Source organism: Synechococcus lacustris str. Tous (assembly GCF_003011125.1).
Lineage (GTDB): Bacteria > Cyanobacteriota > Cyanobacteriia > PCC-6307 > Cyanobiaceae > Synechococcus_D > Synechococcus_D lacustris.
In genome coordinates, this window is sequence record NZ_PXVC01000018.1 from 1 (window position 1) to 14,975 (window position 14,975).

The 14,975-nt window shown below is 56.7% G+C and carries 18 protein-coding genes; 11 read left to right on the forward strand and 7 right to left on the reverse strand.

The features are described 5' to 3' along the window. Window positions 1–244 (forward strand): DbpA RNA binding domain-containing protein (locus tag C7K08_RS05870; RefSeq protein WP_193464816.1); only part of this gene is annotated, 244 nt, incomplete at its 5' end. A gap of 228 nt (window positions 245–472) precedes the next feature. Here the strand turns inward: C7K08_RS05870 and C7K08_RS05875 are convergent. Then, window positions 473–769 (reverse strand): hypothetical protein, encoded by a 297-nt coding sequence (locus C7K08_RS05875; protein WP_206603820.1) that lies wholly within the window; start codon window positions 767–769, stop codon window positions 473–475. A gap of 306 nt (window positions 770–1,075) precedes the next feature. On the opposite strand from C7K08_RS05875, the gene C7K08_RS05885 reads away from it, so the two are divergent. Together C7K08_RS05885 and C7K08_RS05890 are read left to right on the forward strand one after the other, a co-directional pair. Further along, a complete protein-coding gene (locus C7K08_RS05885; RefSeq protein ID WP_106499717.1) occupies window positions 1,076–1,705 on the forward strand; it encodes a ParB-like protein in 630 nt (209 codons plus the stop codon). A gap of 99 nt (window positions 1,706–1,804) precedes the next feature. Continuing rightward, window positions 1,805–2,590, forward strand: coding sequence for an LCP family protein (locus C7K08_RS05890; protein ID WP_133165163.1), 786 nt, complete (start codon window positions 1,805–1,807; stop codon window positions 2,588–2,590). On the opposite strand, the gene C7K08_RS05895 is transcribed toward C7K08_RS05890, so the two are convergent. Beyond that, window positions 2,553–3,080, reverse strand: coding sequence for an HdeD family acid-resistance protein (locus C7K08_RS05895; protein ID WP_106499742.1), 528 nt, complete (start codon window positions 3,078–3,080; stop codon window positions 2,553–2,555). The genes C7K08_RS05890 and C7K08_RS05895 overlap by 38 nt on opposite strands. Before the next feature lie 80 nt (window positions 3,081–3,160). On the opposite strand from C7K08_RS05895, the gene C7K08_RS05900 reads away from it, so the two are divergent. The 6 genes from C7K08_RS05900 to C7K08_RS05925 all read left to right on the forward strand — a co-directional run bounded on the left by C7K08_RS05900 (window position 3,161) and on the right by C7K08_RS05925 (window position 9,337). Further along, entirely contained in the window at window positions 3,161–3,358 is a 198-nt protein-coding gene (locus C7K08_RS05900) for a hypothetical protein (RefSeq protein ID WP_106499719.1), read from the forward strand. Then, complete coding sequence (locus tag C7K08_RS05905) at window positions 3,348–4,328, forward strand: FUSC family protein (protein ID WP_161955823.1); 981 nt, start codon at window positions 3,348–3,350, stop codon at window positions 4,326–4,328. Before C7K08_RS05900 ends, C7K08_RS05905 begins: the two co-directional genes overlap by 11 nt. Window positions 4,329–4,363: 35 nt before the next feature. Then, the gene (locus C7K08_RS05910) at window positions 4,364–5,374 is read left to right on the forward strand and encodes an FUSC family protein (protein WP_161955824.1); all 1,011 of its coding nucleotides are present in this window, start codon (window positions 4,364–4,366) and stop codon (window positions 5,372–5,374) included. A gap of 117 nt (window positions 5,375–5,491) precedes the next feature. After that, the gene (locus C7K08_RS05915; RefSeq protein WP_106499743.1) at window positions 5,492–7,279 is read left to right on the forward strand and encodes a TolC family protein; all 1,788 of its coding nucleotides are present in this window, start codon (window positions 5,492–5,494) and stop codon (window positions 7,277–7,279) included. Between the two features lie 16 nt (window positions 7,280–7,295). Then, window positions 7,296–8,297 (forward strand): FUSC family protein, encoded by a 1,002-nt coding sequence (locus C7K08_RS05920; RefSeq protein ID WP_106499722.1) that lies wholly within the window; start codon window positions 7,296–7,298, stop codon window positions 8,295–8,297. After that, window positions 8,228–9,337 carry an FUSC family protein gene (locus tag C7K08_RS05925; protein ID WP_133165164.1) on the forward strand — a complete coding sequence of 370 codons (1,110 nt, stop codon included), beginning with the start codon at window positions 8,228–8,230 and terminating at the stop codon, window positions 9,335–9,337. The genes C7K08_RS05920 and C7K08_RS05925 overlap by 70 nt, the downstream gene beginning before the upstream one ends. Before the next feature lie 4 nt (window positions 9,338–9,341). On the opposite strand, the gene C7K08_RS05930 is transcribed toward C7K08_RS05925, so the two are convergent. The 4 genes from C7K08_RS05930 to psbP form a co-directional block, all read right to left on the reverse strand. Then, a complete protein-coding gene (locus tag C7K08_RS05930; protein WP_106499724.1) occupies window positions 9,342–9,548 on the reverse strand; it encodes a hypothetical protein in 207 nt (68 codons plus the stop codon). Beyond that, complete coding sequence (locus C7K08_RS05935) at window positions 9,545–10,837, reverse strand: NHLP bacteriocin system secretion protein (RefSeq protein ID WP_106499725.1); 1,293 nt, start codon at window positions 10,835–10,837, stop codon at window positions 9,545–9,547. The genes C7K08_RS05930 and C7K08_RS05935 overlap by 4 nt, the downstream gene beginning before the upstream one ends. A 61-nt stretch (window positions 10,838–10,898) precedes the next feature. Next, a complete protein-coding gene (locus tag C7K08_RS05940; protein ID WP_106499726.1) occupies window positions 10,899–12,017 on the reverse strand; it encodes an FAD-dependent oxidoreductase in 1,119 nt (372 codons plus the stop codon). Further along, a complete protein-coding gene (gene psbP / locus C7K08_RS05945; RefSeq protein ID WP_106499727.1) occupies window positions 12,014–12,571 on the reverse strand; it encodes a photosystem II reaction center PsbP in 558 nt (185 codons plus the stop codon). Before psbP ends, C7K08_RS05940 begins: the two co-directional genes overlap by 4 nt. A gap of 99 nt (window positions 12,572–12,670) precedes the next feature. Here psbP and recR point away from each other — a divergent pair, with 99 nt between their 5' ends. Then, complete coding sequence (gene recR, locus C7K08_RS05950; protein ID WP_106499728.1) at window positions 12,671–13,249, forward strand: recombination mediator RecR; 579 nt, start codon at window positions 12,671–12,673, stop codon at window positions 13,247–13,249. A 10-nt stretch (window positions 13,250–13,259) separates the two neighbouring features. Continuing rightward, the gene (gene lipA / locus C7K08_RS05955) at window positions 13,260–14,171 is read left to right on the forward strand and encodes a lipoyl synthase (RefSeq protein ID WP_106499729.1); all 912 of its coding nucleotides are present in this window, start codon (window positions 13,260–13,262) and stop codon (window positions 14,169–14,171) included. Window positions 14,172–14,186: 15 nt separating this feature from the next. On the opposite strand, the gene C7K08_RS05960 is transcribed toward lipA, so the two are convergent. Further along, window positions 14,187–14,948 carry a hypothetical protein gene (locus C7K08_RS05960; RefSeq protein ID WP_106499730.1) on the reverse strand — a complete coding sequence of 254 codons (762 nt, stop codon included), beginning with the start codon at window positions 14,946–14,948 and terminating at the stop codon, window positions 14,187–14,189. Window positions 14,949–14,975: the final 27 nt, after the last annotated feature.

The following is a 14,975-nucleotide window of genomic DNA, read 5'->3' on the forward strand; positions in this document are numbered from 1 at the left end:
ATCCCACATGGAACGCTTCCGGGTGGAGGTKGGCTGGCGTGATCGGATCAAACCCGGCCATATTGTTGGCGCCATTGCCAATGAAACCGGCTTAGATGGCAAAAAGATTGGCCGCATCAACATTTTCGACGACCACAGCACAATCGATCTACCCAAAGGCATGCCGCCTGARTTAATGCGTACCCTTAGCCAGGTGAAAGTGATGCAAAAGGAACTACAGATAACTCGCCTAGCAGTGGGCTGATTAACACCTGCCCCCTAAAGGCACACAAAAGCGCWTGGATGGCTTTATATCAATTGGTATAAAGCATCACAGTAATGTCAGCTTTTAGGCTGGTTTTAGGCATCAGCCTGTGGCTTGGGTTACCCCAAGCCCTACGGGCCGAAACAGCCATCCAAAACCTATGYATGGCTGGYTTCCAGAGCGCTTTTGCCCAGGCTGGCCAACAGCCCCCTGAAGGCATGGCTGTTTTTACCTGCCGCTGTTTGATTCAACGGCTTCAAGATGGGGAAGCTTTGAATCCAGCTCGGGAAAGCTGCAAATTGGAAGCCAGCCGACGTTTTCGGATTTTGCCCAAGGGCTAAGGCTTAAATGGTTAATGGGAACGTCGCAGGCTTTTTCCAACACCGGTTCACTCAGCAATAAATCCATCTGATCGTGAATCTCCAGTTCGCCATTTTCATCCCAGGTGAGAACCCAAGGCAGGGGAGCCCGCGAAGCCATCGCCACCTCCAGTGGTTTGTTTGAGTTTGCTGACAATGCCAGCATTTTTTGCTGATTCGCCGTAGTGCTGATTTGCTTCCAACTGCCGCAACGAAAGTTCATGGCCATCCTTTTGCCACGCAGGTTTTTTATTGCCCTRGGCGTTWGCCTCGCGGCAACWAGTAATCCCTGCTTTGCTAATTCAGTAACCGCTGAATCAATCTGGGATCAAGGCAATGCCCAGGAAAGGGCCCGCGCTCAAATYCCCGCAGGAGCCACTATCACGRGCAGCAACTGCGAAACATTTCAAGTGCGAGATGATCTGCGCTACCGCTGCACTTTGGAATACAGCACCATCCCTGCCCTAACTCCATGACCTTGCAGCTTCCAACCTTTGATGCCCTGCCGCCACCRCCAAAAGAAGGCAAACTTCTAGAAATAGCAATTGCTGATTTAAAACCAACCCAAATGTGTGTTGGCCTAGCGGAGGTGCAACATCGGCGCAAGGATTTTGCAACTGATTCACTTAAAGAAAGGCGTAAATATCTAAAAGGCAAACCCGTTCCCTTGGTGCACAGCCCAGCAGCTGGCTTTTGGATGCTTGATCGCCATCACCGGCTGCGGGGCCTGCTGGAGATTGATCCAAGTGCTACTGCCTTTGGTTATGTGGTGTTAGAGCTCCAAGAASTGGAGGCAGATCTGGTGCTGCAAATACTGCAGCAAAAAGGTTGGCTGTATCTCTAYAACGGCAGAGGCCAGGGCCCTCAGCCCCCCAGCACCCTGCCCAAAAACCTCACCGAGCTGGAGGATGATCCCTACCGCAGCTTGGTGTGGAAGCTTAAGCAAGAAGGAATTATCGAAGCTGCACCCCTGATCCCTTTCCATGAATTTCGCTGGGGGGCATGGTTAAGGCRCAAACCATTGCCACCATTCAGCTCAATGCAACTAGAACCCGCATTGCCAGCGGCAAGGGCCTATGCCCGGCTGGAAAAGTTGGGCTGAATTTGCTTAAATYAAGGTAAAGAGGATTAAGAAGTGCCTAAGTGGGGTGCTGCCCAGCCGCAAAAAAAWTCACTTGGTTTTTTCAGCTTGGYCATTGCCATGGCAGGGGGCTTGGGTTTTGGCGCCTTCCTGCTGGAGCCGAGCCTTAATGCGCTTAGGGGTTTAGATCCTGGCGCTGCAATTCAACAATTGCTGCTGCAGCCCCCCCAAGATGTGTTGATCCTTGGCACAGATGAATCGGGGGTGTTAACTGATGTGATGGCCACATTGCATCCCACCCGGGAAGGGGTGCATTTGATGCAAATTCCCCGCGATACTTTTATCRATTCCGCCGTTCATGGTGAGATAAAAGCAAATGCATTATTTGCTTTAGGTGGAATCCAAGAGGCGGAAACAGAGGTTTCAAACCTTCTGGGTCGCCCCTTACAACACCACATTTTAATCAACTTAAAGGCAATCAGAAAGCTTGGTGATGCCGTTGGGGGGGTGGAGATAAATGTACCTAAAACGATGTATTACAACGACTCACGCCAAAACCTTGCTATTGCCCTTGAACCTGGCCTGCAAACCCTGAGGGGCAATGATCTGGAGGGATTTTTGCGCTTTCGCCACGATGAACAAGGCGATCTTGGCCGCATGGATCGGCAGAGAYTAGTGGTTAGCGCCCTATTGAAAAAGTTGGCATCACCCCAGGTGATCACCCAATTACCGCAGCTGATTTCAGTGCTGGGTGGGGATTTAAAAACTGATCTAAATCCAATTGAACTTGCAAGTTTGGCCACTGCTGTTGCTGGCAAACCTTTAATACCATCAAGGCTGCCAGGCACCGCTGGCTACCGCAACAACATCAGCTATTGGTTTGTGGGCTCCCCTCCGCCGAACTAACAAATAGGCGGAAAGCGGAAAACAACAACGCCACACCGAAAAGTGTGCCCACCACCCAAAGGGTGTCTGAGGGCCATTCCACCAACACCATGCCACCAAGTAGGCAGGTGATAATTCCATCTAGCAACACCAAACTGCGGGCGGGCCCCGCTGCAGCGGCGGCGGCAGCTAATTCCATAACCCCCTCCACCACTAGCAAAGCACCTAGAAAAAGCGTAATGCTGAAGGTGCTATCAACCGGGAAAAGCAACACAAATAGGCCGCCAACCACGTAGAGCAGTGAAGCCACCAAACGAAAAATGCGCGCTTTTAGATCAGCTGCTGCCCCCAAACGCAGTAGTTGACTAAGCCCAGCTGCCACCGCCACAGCCCCAAATGCCAAGGTAACTGCCGCTGCTGAAAGGAAAGGGAACACAATTGAGGCGGCCCCAGCCACCAGCAGTAAAACAGCCGTGGCGATTCTTAAAGCGGGGGAGGCTGGAATGGCCATGGCTTGAACAACAACACGCACCAAAGCCTAGCCAAGGCCTAATAATTGAATTATCAAGCTTTTGTATCTCCCTATTTTTGATGCCTAATACCCACCAGAATTCCAATGATGAAACACCAGTTGCTGCTATGGATGAGGCCTTAAAACGTAAATTGAAAGCCATGCCAAAACGCAAGGAAGCCCAGGTGGAAGCGGCACCTACCCATCACACCCAARCCCTTCAGGAACCGGAGGAGGACTTGGAATTACGCGGTAGGGGGTTGCGGGGTGACGGCTGAGCTAAACCAGCAAGCTCTCAAAAACGCAATTAAATATTTTGTAGCTGCTGCCATCGCTGGCAGCATTGCTCTTGCCACCGATCAAGTGAGCTTCATTTGGTACCCGCTTTTGGCGGTGGTGATGTGCATGGATGAAACTGAAACCAGGGTGATTGCCGCCTCCCGCGGTCGGATGTTGGGCACGGTGGCCGCAGGCGTAGTGGGTTTTGTTGTGCACACAGTGCTYCAAGGTTGGGTAGCACTAACTGTTTCCTTGTTGATCCTGGTGCCGATTTTGCGCTGGTGCCGCTGGCAGGCGGGCCTTGCCACTGGAGTTGTTTTGCTTTCAATGTTATTCCTTGTTGCTGAATACAGCTCCCTAGATTGGTTATACATACTCAATCGCACCATCGACACCCTAATMGGTGTGCTGGTGGCCATAGCAGTTAGCAATTTACTYTGGCCAATTAATCGCCTAGCTGAAATTYATARCCTTGATTTAAAATTAAGGCAGCTTCTTAGCAAAAGGCTGCTTAATATTCAACAATTATTATTTGGAACAGCMGCCGCCCCAGAAGCTCAAGTGCCCCTAGAAGGCTCCAGGCTAATAGGCCAGCTCAGCCAACTGGTAAACGATGAATTGCGCAGTAGACCCCATGGAGCAGCCACSCGAAAGCATTGGCGCCAAAGGTGCATTCTCTGGGAGCGRGTTAATCACCACAGCATGCAGCTATTGCGCTTAATTAGCTGGCTTCCTGCAACATTTGATGGCCTTGAACAGGGCCCGTGGCTAAACAAGCTTCACCAATCATTGAATACAAAACTTGACGTTACTGAGCTWAATTCAACAAACCGCCGCCAGCTGCTCAAGGTTGCAAGCCAAACAAATATTYCCCCATTRCTGCTGCTTGCCGTTGAAGATGAATTRCACCGCYTAATTAGCAGYATYAAAAGCTTGCAACTAGCGAGCAACGCTGAAATATCAGCCTAATGGTTCCTAATTATCGCCTTTTTAATCAGAGCGAAGTGCGCCTTGCCCTYACGGCAGGTTTATCAGCCGGGCTAACAATTACCTTGGGCTTGCCTGATCCCATGTATGCCCCAATGGCTGTGGCAGCAGTGTTATCAGGTACCCTCGGCAACAGCTGGACCTTGGGAGTACAGAGAATTCAAGGCACCATTTTGGGGGGGTTAATTTTATTTATTGGCCACAACACAATCGCAACTTCGATGCCGATGCCGATTGGCATCGGCATAAGCCTTGCCTACACCAGAATATTTGGTGGCTCATTGGGTTTGCGCTCCGGCTACAAGGTGGCAGGGCTGGTGGTGGTGATGGGCTGGACCGTGCATGCCAATTCAATTAATAGTTGGCTTCCAATCCGCTTACTAGTTACTTTGATCGGCGTTTTGTTGTCTTTAATAGCAATAAATGCCTTTTGGCCAAGCCGCGCTTTAGCGGAACATAAAAAGCTTTCCCAGGCCCTATTCAATGGTTTTGCTGAGGCGTTGCAGGAAAGAGTTCAGCATTTAAAGATTGGCGTAGATATGCAGGCAGAGATCAAACGGCAGCGCCGTGATGGGCTTTTAAGTAAATTGATGGCGTTGCAAAATCAACGGCCTGCAGCATTAGTGGAACTTGGCGCTGATCGCAATGGCGAAAGGCTATTACGCCTTTGGGATTTAGAAGAGCAATTTTTCACTGAGCTGATTGGCTACTACCGCACCCTGCTGCGCTTGCCGATGCTGCCAATGGATGGGCCTGAATTACAAAATCTGCTTGAAGTGGAACTAGATGTGCTCAGTTTTATTGCAAACCAATTGATCTGTTACGCAAATATCTGGCCAAACCCCCTAACTAAGCAAGATTCACATCAATGGAGCTCTGCCCTTGAAGCAGCGGAACAGCAGATATACGAAAACCCAAAGGTGATGGATGCACTGCTGGCAAGTAGTGGCGGGCGCAGGGCAATGGTTTGCAATCAACTTTTGCAAGCGATTGAACGCTTCCAAAACAATTGGATCGCCCTTGCCTAACAAAACGCCAATTAATTTTCCTGCTGCCGCCTCTAGAGCCGAACACCCCCAGCCCAGTTCAGTGGCTGCAGCAATCAAGCTGCGACTACCAAGGCGTTGATCAACATCACCGTGGCAATGAGTAAGCGCGCCCTGGCACTGTTGTGGGCGGGGCTATTGCCGGTTCAGGTGTTGCCGGCTCCGCTATCCGCCCAACCGCTGCAATCCCAAACCACCCAGCTCCTAGAGCGCAGCTGGCAAAAGCTTGATGCGCAACTGCGGGCGCTCGATCAGCTGCTACCCACTGAGCCCGAGCCCCCGGTGGGCAACGTGCTCGCCACGCCGCAGTTGCCAGCCAACCTAATTAAGGCCAACCAAGCGGCCAACGGCCCGATCCAACCGGCCAACGCCGTGGCCGCTCCGCCCCTAGATCTACCCACTGCCCAGCAACTCCAGGCCGAAGGCATCGCCAGCCTCAGCCTGGAGCAGGCCCTGGCGATCGCCTTTGCCAACAGCCCAAGCCTGCAAGCCCAGCGGGAACAGGTGGCCGCCGCCTTGGCCAGCCTCCAGGCCGCCATGGGCAGCTACTGGCCAACGATCAGCGCCTTTGCCAATGGTGGATACGAGGGCAGCCGCAGCAGCACCACCTCCAACAAACCCAACAACAACCTCGGCTTTGGCCCGCTGTTTGATAGCAACGGCCTGCTCAACTCAGCCGGTAACCCCACCGCCGGCCCCTTTTATGTGCCCAACGGCGGTTCCGTGGCGGCCACCTCCGGGGAATGGGGCATTGAAGGCGGCTTGCAGCTCAACTACGCCCTGCTCAACTTCGCCCGCACCCCAACGGTTCGCGCGGCGCGCGCCAGCCTGGAGCAGCAGCGCAACACCTACGCCAACCAGCTGCGCAGCCTGCAGCTGCAGGTGAGTGAGGCCTACTACCAGCTGCAGCAAAACGACCAACTAGTGCGCGTTTACGACGCCAACCTGCGCAACGATCTATTGATCCTGCAGGACACCCTCGACCTCAAACAGGCCGGCCTAGTGCCCAGGCTCAATGTGTTGCGGCGGCGCGCCATCCTGGCCTCCGATGAAGAAACCCTGATCCAATCGCTGGCCGACCGGGCGGTGGCACGCCGCCAGCTGGCGGTGCTGCTCAACCTGCCCGCCAGCGTGATCCCCAGCCCCAGCGACCCGATCGTGGTGCAGCCCCGCTGGCCGCTCGATCTGGAAAGCAGCCTGCTGGCGGCCTATCGGGGCAATCCCGAACTGGAGGCGATCTTGGCCACCCGCACGGCCCTCAGCCAACAAAGCCAGGCCACCGCTGCAGGCTTGCTGCCGAAACTTTCCCTTTTTGCCAGCGCCGGTGGCAACAGCTCCCAAACCAGCCTGGGCAACTTCGCCCTTGCTGGAGGGGGCTGCTGCGGCTCCACCGCCCTGCCTCTCTCCAGCACCAGCGGTGGGGACTGGTCTGCGGGACTCACTTTCACCTGGCTGCTGTTTGATGCCGGCAACACCGCAGGCCAGGCGCGGGCCCTGGCCAAACGGGAGGCGGCCGCTGCGCAGCAGTACGCCGCCACGCGCAACGACATCCGCCTGCGGATCGAGCAGGCCTTCTTTAACCACGAAGCCAGCCTGGCCAAGCTCAGCTCAGCCCGCCGCGGCGTGGCCGCAGCCCTTGAGGCCTTTCGCGACGCGCGCCTGCGCTATCTCACAGGCCTCGATAGCGAGCTCAATCTCTCTAATACCCAGGAGCGTTTAATCAACAGCCTGGTGCAACGGCTCAACGCCACGGTGAACGTGAACATCACCTACGCCAAGCTGTTGAAGGAGCTTCTGCCGATGCCCAGGGATTCCAACGCGCCAATCCAGCCGCAATTGCAACTCACCCAGCCGCAGCTCAGCAGCAGCGCCCCGGGCCAACCCTGAGCCGAGAAACATCACCATGGCCTTCGCCCTGCCCGCCCTGAGCCCTCTTTGGCGCAACAGTTTGCGGATCTGGCTGGCCAGCAGCCTCTCGATCGGAATCATGCTCTGGACCGGCCGCAGCAATGTGCTSTGGCTGGCGCTGGTGATGGCCGTGATGTTTGTGAATGAGAACGACCTCACCCCAGCTCGCAGTATCGGCCAAATCGTTGGCGGTGCCTTGATAGGCATTCTCACCGCMATGGTGTTGCATGAGATCTCCACCAGCTGGGTGGTGCTGGGCCTTGCCCTKCTAACCACCGGTGTACTGGTGCGAAGCCTGGGGCTGCTCAAGGGCCTCAGCATGGGTTACACGGGCTGCTGGGCCCTGGAACTGATGCACCGCGGCAACCAGTTCAACTGGGCACTGATCTTCAACATGGCACTTGCGGCGGTGGTGGGGATCCTGATGGCGCAGATCGCCACTTGGGCGCTGTGGCCTCGGCAGCCCCTRCAACAGCTGCCCGCCCTRGAAGCCAAGATYGCCRGCCAGCTCGGTGCGCAGATCWCGGCGATGCAGCAGTGGTTAGGCARCGGCGGTGCGCCCCCTGCAGCCCTGCGTTCCCAGGATCTGCTCCCCAGCATTCAGCTATTGCAACAGCTGCGCAACCAAAACCAGGGCCTTCCCATGCCCGCCCACAGCAAACAGCTGCTAAACCGCTGGGCCCAGGCCGGTAGCCTCTGGCGCCAAGTGCTACGCCAGTGGCTGCTGCTGGAGCCGCTGCTGCGGCAGCTGGCCACCCCACTGCCAACAGAAAATCCCCAGCCGCTGCTCCGCAGCTCGCTCGCCGATCTGGCTGCCCGCATGCAAGCCCATGCSGTGCTGGTTCCTTTGAGGCCGGCAGAGCTCTGGCTGGAGGAAGCCGGGCGCCTGGGCGCCCCCCAGCCCCTGCTGCTGGCCATCGGCCAACAGTGCCAAGACCTGCAACAGCTGCTGCACAGCCGAGCCCTGCTGCTGCAGCGATTGGAATCGAGCCGATGACCAGCCCAGCCCTGCGGGACACGGTGCGCCTCGCCGCCACCGTGACAGTGGTGAACGGCTTCGCCAGCCTCACCGGCCTGCCCTTTGCGCTTTACGCCTCCCTGGCGGTGCTGAGCGTCACCGTGGGCAACTACGGCAACACCCTCGAACTCGGCCGACAGCGCCTGGTTGGCACCACCGTTGGAGCCGTTGTGGTGTTTTTCGGCTACCGGGCCTGGGGGGATCTGCCGCTGGTGGTGGCGCTGCCTTTGGCGCTGCTGCTGGCCCGGTTGATCGCCGGCTCGTTTCGGCTCACCGTGGGCTACACGGTGTGCTGCTTCGTGGTGGTGATGGGCTGGCTCACCCACGACCAGCAGCTCGACAGCTGGATCCCGCTGCGCTTGCTCTGGACTGCGTTCGGCATCCTGATGGCCCTGCTGAGCCTGCGCCTGTTCTGGCCCACACGGGCCCGGATCCAGCAGCGGGAGGGACTGCTGCAGCTGCTGGTGGATCTCGGACAAAGCCTGCAGCAGGCTGTGCAGCCCCAACCCCAGGTGCAACGCCGGCTTGAGCTGGGGCAACAGGTCCGCAGCCTGCGCATCGAGCTGTTGAGCCTCCGCAACCAACGCCAGGGCGCCCTGCTGGAGCTGGGCAGCCTGGCTAGCCAGCATCCAGTTGCAAAGATGTGGACATTGCTGGACCAGGCCAGCGAAGCCCTGATCCTCGATCTCGATGAACTGCGGCGCCTGCCCAATGTCGACTGGCAGGGTTGGGGTCTCCAGGGCGACTACTCCATTGGAATTTCCTTTGTGCAGGGGGTGGCCCAGCGACTGCTGGCCTGGCAGGAGCAATTGAGTGATTCATTGCAGCTGCAGCCGCCGCCGAGCTCCCTTCGATCAACACTTCCCCTGGAGGCCCTGCAGTCGCCCGAATCCCTGGCTGCCTATCGGCTCCTCAACCCCCAGCAACTCCAGCGGGTGGCCTCGAGATGGATGGTGCTCAACCGCATGGACGAAACCATCGCAAGCACAGAACGCCAGTGGAGCGCCATCCTGGGCTGAGTGCTTAAGCGTTGGGCCGCGAAGACCACCAACGCTCAACCCGATAGAGCAGCACCACCACCATCACCACTAGCCAAAACCACAGCTCCGGCGGGTTGGCATTAAACAGGATTAACAGCAACACCACCTCGCTCACCAGCCAGGGAAACTCCTGCCGCAGCAAAGGGTTGCGAATCCGCGACAGCGACCAAAACTTCTCAGGGCGGCTCATGGCAAGGTGTTGGGTTGACGCAGGGAAGGGCGGTTCCAGCGCAGGTCGATCCAGGGAGTGCGGAAGCCACCGGTGATGGAGCGCAGGCCAGGAATCACGTAGCTGATCGGCGAGCGCCACTCCACATAGGCATGGGTGGACACGGTGAGACCATCGCGGATCGGAAACACTCCACTCCCCCCCGAGAGGGTCCAACGGTAACCATCCACGCTGGAGGGATCTCGCTCCAGCTCGATTTCACTGCGCATCACAGGGCCGTTCTTGGTGAGTTCTTGGGCCAACTGCGCGTTGCCGGTGGTGGTGGAGATGTCGTCTTGGGTGGCGGGCAGGGTGAGCACCTGCGTCACCTTGCCCACAATGCCGCCGAAGCGACCGCGCTGATTCCACTGTGGCACCACCTCCACGGGCAACCCATCGGACAGACGGCGGGCATCGGCGGGCGCGAAGTAGGCCACCACCCGAAGCGGGCGGGTTTTTGCRTTGGCTTGCTCAGTGCGGCCAATCGTGCCCAACCGCTGACCGGTGCCCACGGTTTGGCCGGAGATCACCTGCAGATCCAATACTGTGCCGTTCCGGTCGGCATGTACCTTGCCGTCGTAGTTGATTTTGGCCTTGGTTACCTGGATCTGTCGCTTGAGATCATCGATTTGATAGCGGCGCTGCAGGGCCTGGGTTTCGATCGTGAGCTTCACCTGCTGGTAGTTSGTSACCACATTCTTTTCGTTGATTTTCACGTCGTCGAGATTGACGCTAGTTGTGGTGAGCCCCTGCTCCGACGTCACCACCTCGGAGGAAAGGGGCGCCACCACCTCCCGCTTGGCCAGCCAATCCAAGTTCCGCAATTTATTGGAGTAGGTCGATTGCAGTTCGCCGTAGCGGCGGCGATCGTTGGAATACTTGGCTAGGGCTGTATCCAAAGCCCGCTTCTCAGTGAGTAAGCGCAAGGAATCTCGCCCATCGAGCTGGGCGTTATCCCGTTGCAGCTGGCGCAGGTTGCCGCGCTGCTGGTCGAGCTGGCGCTCCAGCACAGGCAGGTATAGCTGCATCAGCACCTGGCCGCGCGCCACCAACTCACCCTCCTTTACAAACACCTCCCGCACCTGGCCACCGGCTCGGGCGTTGAGGATGCCAGCGTTATTGGGGTAAATCAAAACGCCCATGCCTTCMACCTCCGTGGGCACGGGCCAGAACAGGGCCCACAGCAGCAACACTCCGCCAACTCCCGCCAGGGTTACACCCACCTGGTTGTGATCGCTCAGCTGCGAGGAGGTGGGGCTGGCCTGAGACATGGAACTCAGTTTGCAGGTCAAAAAAGCACCTGCCTAATAAATCAAGCCTACTCAGCAATTGTTAGATCGCAGGCAGCCGCTCTGGCAACAGCTCCAAGTTGCTTAGCGCTTCCATTGAGCGCTTCGGATCTAAAATTGCAGCTGCTAGCACTGGTGCTAAGCCTGGCACCAGGGAAAAAGCGGCAGAAAAAGCGGTAAAAACCGATAGGCCCTTCAAGCGGCTGATGGGGCCCACCAGGGCTAACCCATCACGGCTGAAGGCCACCGGTTGCAGCGCCATGGGAAGTTCAGCCAAGCTCGGCCACAGCTGCTGGGGCAGCAGGCTTTTTGCCGCTTCCTTCAACCCAGCCCGCATAACGGCAGGGTTGGGCTTATCAATATGGCCAATTGGTTCGCCAAAAAAGGAAGCCTGGCCAAACACCTTTGCCTTGCCCCAAGGGGCAATTCCCCCATCACAAATAAGTTGAGCGCCGCTGGTTGAGCGTTCGCGCTCCATGCGTTGTAGCTCCATGGGCATCACGATCGCCTTGGGTTGATCGCTGGCATGCCCACAAAAAAAATCATCCAGCAAACCAGCTTCCATTTGCAACAACGCAGCCCAGCTGCAATCCAGCAAGGGCAGGCTGCAACCGATGCTGGCCAGGAGTGGGGCCGTGGCTGCACCGGCCGCCAACACCGTGTGCTGGGCCAAAATCTCCTCCCCCGCCTTTGTTTTGCAGCCGCGCACCACCCCCTCCTCCAGCAGCAGGCCTTGCAGCAGCAGATTGCGCTGTTGCACCCCAGCTGCTGCAAGGGCTTTTGTTAGTTTTTCAGTTAGAACAAGGGGGTCAACCCTGGCGTAGGGCATGGCCACCACACCGCCTAGGGGGGCATCCACCAGCAGCGGTTCCAGGCCGCGCCATTGGCTTGGCGCCAAGCGCTGGGCCCCTGGGGGAATGTTTGGTTTTTGATCTTCCAGCCAATAGAGCAAAAGCTCAGCTGGCTCCAAACCCAAAAATCCATGGCGCTTTTCAAGGCGCTGCCATTGTTCAAGCGCTGCCAGCTGCACCCCCCCATAACTGATGGGGGTTGCCATGGGCGCCGTTGAAATAATGCATACCTTGGCGCCGCGGTCAGCTGCTTCCAGCGCTAACAAGCCGCCCGCCAGGCCAGCTCCCACCACCAGAAGATCGGGTATCAATAGTTCAAGGTGAAGGAGCTAACAACACTGCGAAACATCGTTGCCACCCGATCCCAACGCACCTCATTGGTGCTAGCGGCAAGGGTATAAAGCTTGCCCTTATCAGCCACCACCGTGGCAAATTCATGGCGATCACGATCGGCCAGGTGCACTTTGTATTCCAGGTCGTAGAAGGTGCGGCCCTGGTCGGCCCGTTCGCTTGCTTCCACTAAATCCGCCTCACGGCCGCTGCCGGCAGGGGCGATAACCGTGCGTCCCAGTTTTTCTCCCACCGCCACTGCACTGCCTAAATCCTCAAGCCGTTTATCTGGATCAACAGGAGCGATCACAAGGCTGAGGGTTTCATCGCTATTGATCAGATCATGGAAAACAACTTCAGGGCCATCGCTGATGGCCACCCGTATCCAACCGGTTGGATACAAAAAGGCGTAGCGGCCATCGGCGCTGCTGTAGCGGTTTAAGCCAGCCGCCGCAGCTGAACAGCCCACCAGCAACACCAACAGCAGCACGCAGATCAGGCGGGGGATCCCCCGAAACAAAGCCGAAACCTTCATGGGAGAGCCAAGCAACAGGAAGCTGCTGCCATTCTTGCGCCGCGGCCTGCCTAGATTCGCGATAATTGCTTTAGCCAGCTGTCTGCCTTCACCCGCCCCTTGGCTCGGCTGATTGAGCAGTTCGAGCGGCTGCCGGGCATTGGTCCCCGCACGGCCCAAAGATTGGCCCTTTATTTACTGCGCCAACCTGAAGAGCAAAGCCAGGCATTTGCTGAAGCGCTCCTGGCTGCCAGGCAACAGGTGGGGCAATGCCAACGCTGCGGCCACCTATCGGCAGAAACCCTTTGCAACATTTGCCTAAATCAAGGGCGCAACATCGGCCTGATTTGTGTTGTAGCCGATTCCCGCGACCTGCTAGCGCTTGAACGCACTCGGGAATACAAAGGCAGTTACCACGTTCTTGGCGGCTTGATCTCACCCATGGATGGCATCGGCCCAGAGGCTTTGATGATCCAGGCCTTGCTAAAACGCCTTGATCCAGAGGAGGTTAAAGAGGTGATTTTGGCTTTAACCCCAAGCGTTGAAGGCGACACCACAAGCCTCTACCTGGGACGGCTACTGAAACCATTTTGCCAAGTAACCCGTATTGCCTACGGCCTGCCCATGGGTAGCGAATTGGAATATGCCGATGAAGTAACCCTGGCTCGGGCCCTTGAGGGGCGCCGGGCCATGGAATAGGCAAACTGCCATGGGAAAAACAAGTCGCTATAGCCACATCCCCCCGCAGCAAAGATTGCCAAGTTGGTTGCGGCGACCGATCGGAGCTGCAACTCAATTAGAAGCGGTGCAAGCTGTGGTTAAACAGCAAAGGCTTCACACCATTTGTGAAGAGGGCCGCTGCCCGAATCGAGCTGAGTGCTATGCAGCCGGCACTGCAACTTTTTTACTGGGGGGGCCCATCTGCACCCGCAGTTGTGCTTTTTGCCAAGTGGAGAAGGGATTACCACCAGCAGCAGCTGATCCCCTAGAGGCGGAACGGGTGGCAGGGGCCGTTGAGAAATTGCAGCTCAAATATGTGGTGCTCACAGCCGTTGCTCGCGACGACATGGAAGACCACGGCGCAAGCCTTTTTACAAACACCATGGCAGCAATTCGCAAACGCCTACCGCAAATAGCAATTGAGGTATTAACACCCGACTTTTGGGGTGGCCAGCGGGATCTAGAGGCTGGCTTAAGCAGTCAACGGCTACGGCTACGCCAGGTGTTGAGCGCCAATCCAGTGTGCTTCAACCACAACTTGGAAACGGTGCAACGGCTCCAGGGGGAAGTGCGCCGCGGTGCCACCTGGTGCCATTCGCTTGGGCTGCTGGCTGCTGCCCACGAGATAGCGCCAAATATTCCAACCAAAAGTGGCTTAATGCTTGGCCTTGGTGAAAGCAAAGCCGAAGTAGTGGCGGCGATGGAGGCTTTGCGGCAAGCGCAGTGCCAAAGGCTCACCCTGGGGCAATACCTAAGGCCGTCCCTTGCCCACATCCCCGTAGCTCGCTACTGGACACCCGCTGAATTTACCGAATTGGCTGCCATTGCCACTGGCTTAGGTTTTGCACAAGTGCGCAGCGGCCCCCTAGTGCGCAGCAGCTATCACGCCGAGAAAAACTAACTACATTTATCGCCCTTAGAAGAAGAATTTCACTGAAACTTCAGGGCCATATTGATAACTGTTGTAGCCATTATCAGGTGTTGCTCCATTATTCCAAGCCTGGCCAAAATATCGCATCGAAACATTCAAACTTGTGTTATTGCCAACGGCATAACCCAAGCCCAATTGGGCGTTCCCAGTGAGGTCTTGCTGGCCTGCCAAGCCAAAACCAGCAATATCAGCGCGGCCAAATGCCCGCAAGCGCTGAGTTAGAAAGATGCTTCCCTGTAAACCCAAAAGTGGTTCCGCCCAGGTGCGGGAAAGGGTTCCTTGGTTTAGATAAGTTCTTTGGCCTTGGAGCTGGGCCGCCACAAGCAATTGGGCTTGAACTACCCGCACGCCGGCATAGGGAATCAAACTAAATTCACCGGGCGCCCCCACAGCTGCTTCCTTTGCGCCAAGGCGATAGCGCAGCGCTAAATCATAGATACCATTAATAGAAGTAACAGTTGAATTTCCGTTTAACAAGCCCCGGCTTGTATTAAATGATTTCTGCGCACCAAGCTGGGTGTAACTCACATCGCTGAGCAAGCCAAGCCGCTTATATTCAACACTTGCACGCATTGCAAAGGCAGATTGCAACTGCTCCGCAAAGATCAAGCTGGGATTTAAATAGGTATTGGCGCTGAAGCCACGCACCGTGGTGGTTGAATCAGCCCAGGGGATCAGAGCGTAAAATTCTGCGGTTGCAGCCCAATTATCATCAGCTGCTGTTATTACGGGTGGAACATCAAGCATGAATAAAAACCGAGAGCGTTGGGAAAT

What these genes read in the sequence shown, in the direction of transcription:
- C7K08_RS05875 (WP_206603820.1), bottom strand. Translation starts at nt 769, where the DNA reads ATGCTGGCATTGTCAGCAAACTCAAACAAACCACTGGAGGTGGCGATG.
- C7K08_RS05895 (WP_106499742.1), bottom strand. Translation starts at nt 3,080, where the DNA reads ATGGCCATTCCAGCCTCCCCCGCTTTAAGAATCGCCACGGCTGTTTTA.
- C7K08_RS05915 (WP_106499743.1), top strand. Translation starts at nt 5,492, where the DNA reads ATGAGTAAGCGCGCCCTGGCACTGTTGTGGGCGGGGCTATTGCCGGTT.
- C7K08_RS05930 (WP_106499724.1), bottom strand. Translation starts at nt 9,548, where the DNA reads ATGAGCCGCCCTGAGAAGTTTTGGTCGCTGTCGCGGATTCGCAACCCT.
- psbP (WP_106499727.1), bottom strand. Translation starts at nt 12,571, where the DNA reads ATGAAGGTTTCGGCTTTGTTTCGGGGGATCCCCCGCCTGATCTGCGTG.
- lipA (WP_106499729.1), top strand. Translation starts at nt 13,260, where the DNA reads ATGGGAAAAACAAGTCGCTATAGCCACATCCCCCCGCAGCAAAGATTG.
- C7K08_RS05960 (WP_106499730.1), bottom strand. Translation starts at nt 14,948, where the DNA reads ATGCTTGATGTTCCACCCGTAATAACAGCAGCTGATGATAATTGGGCT.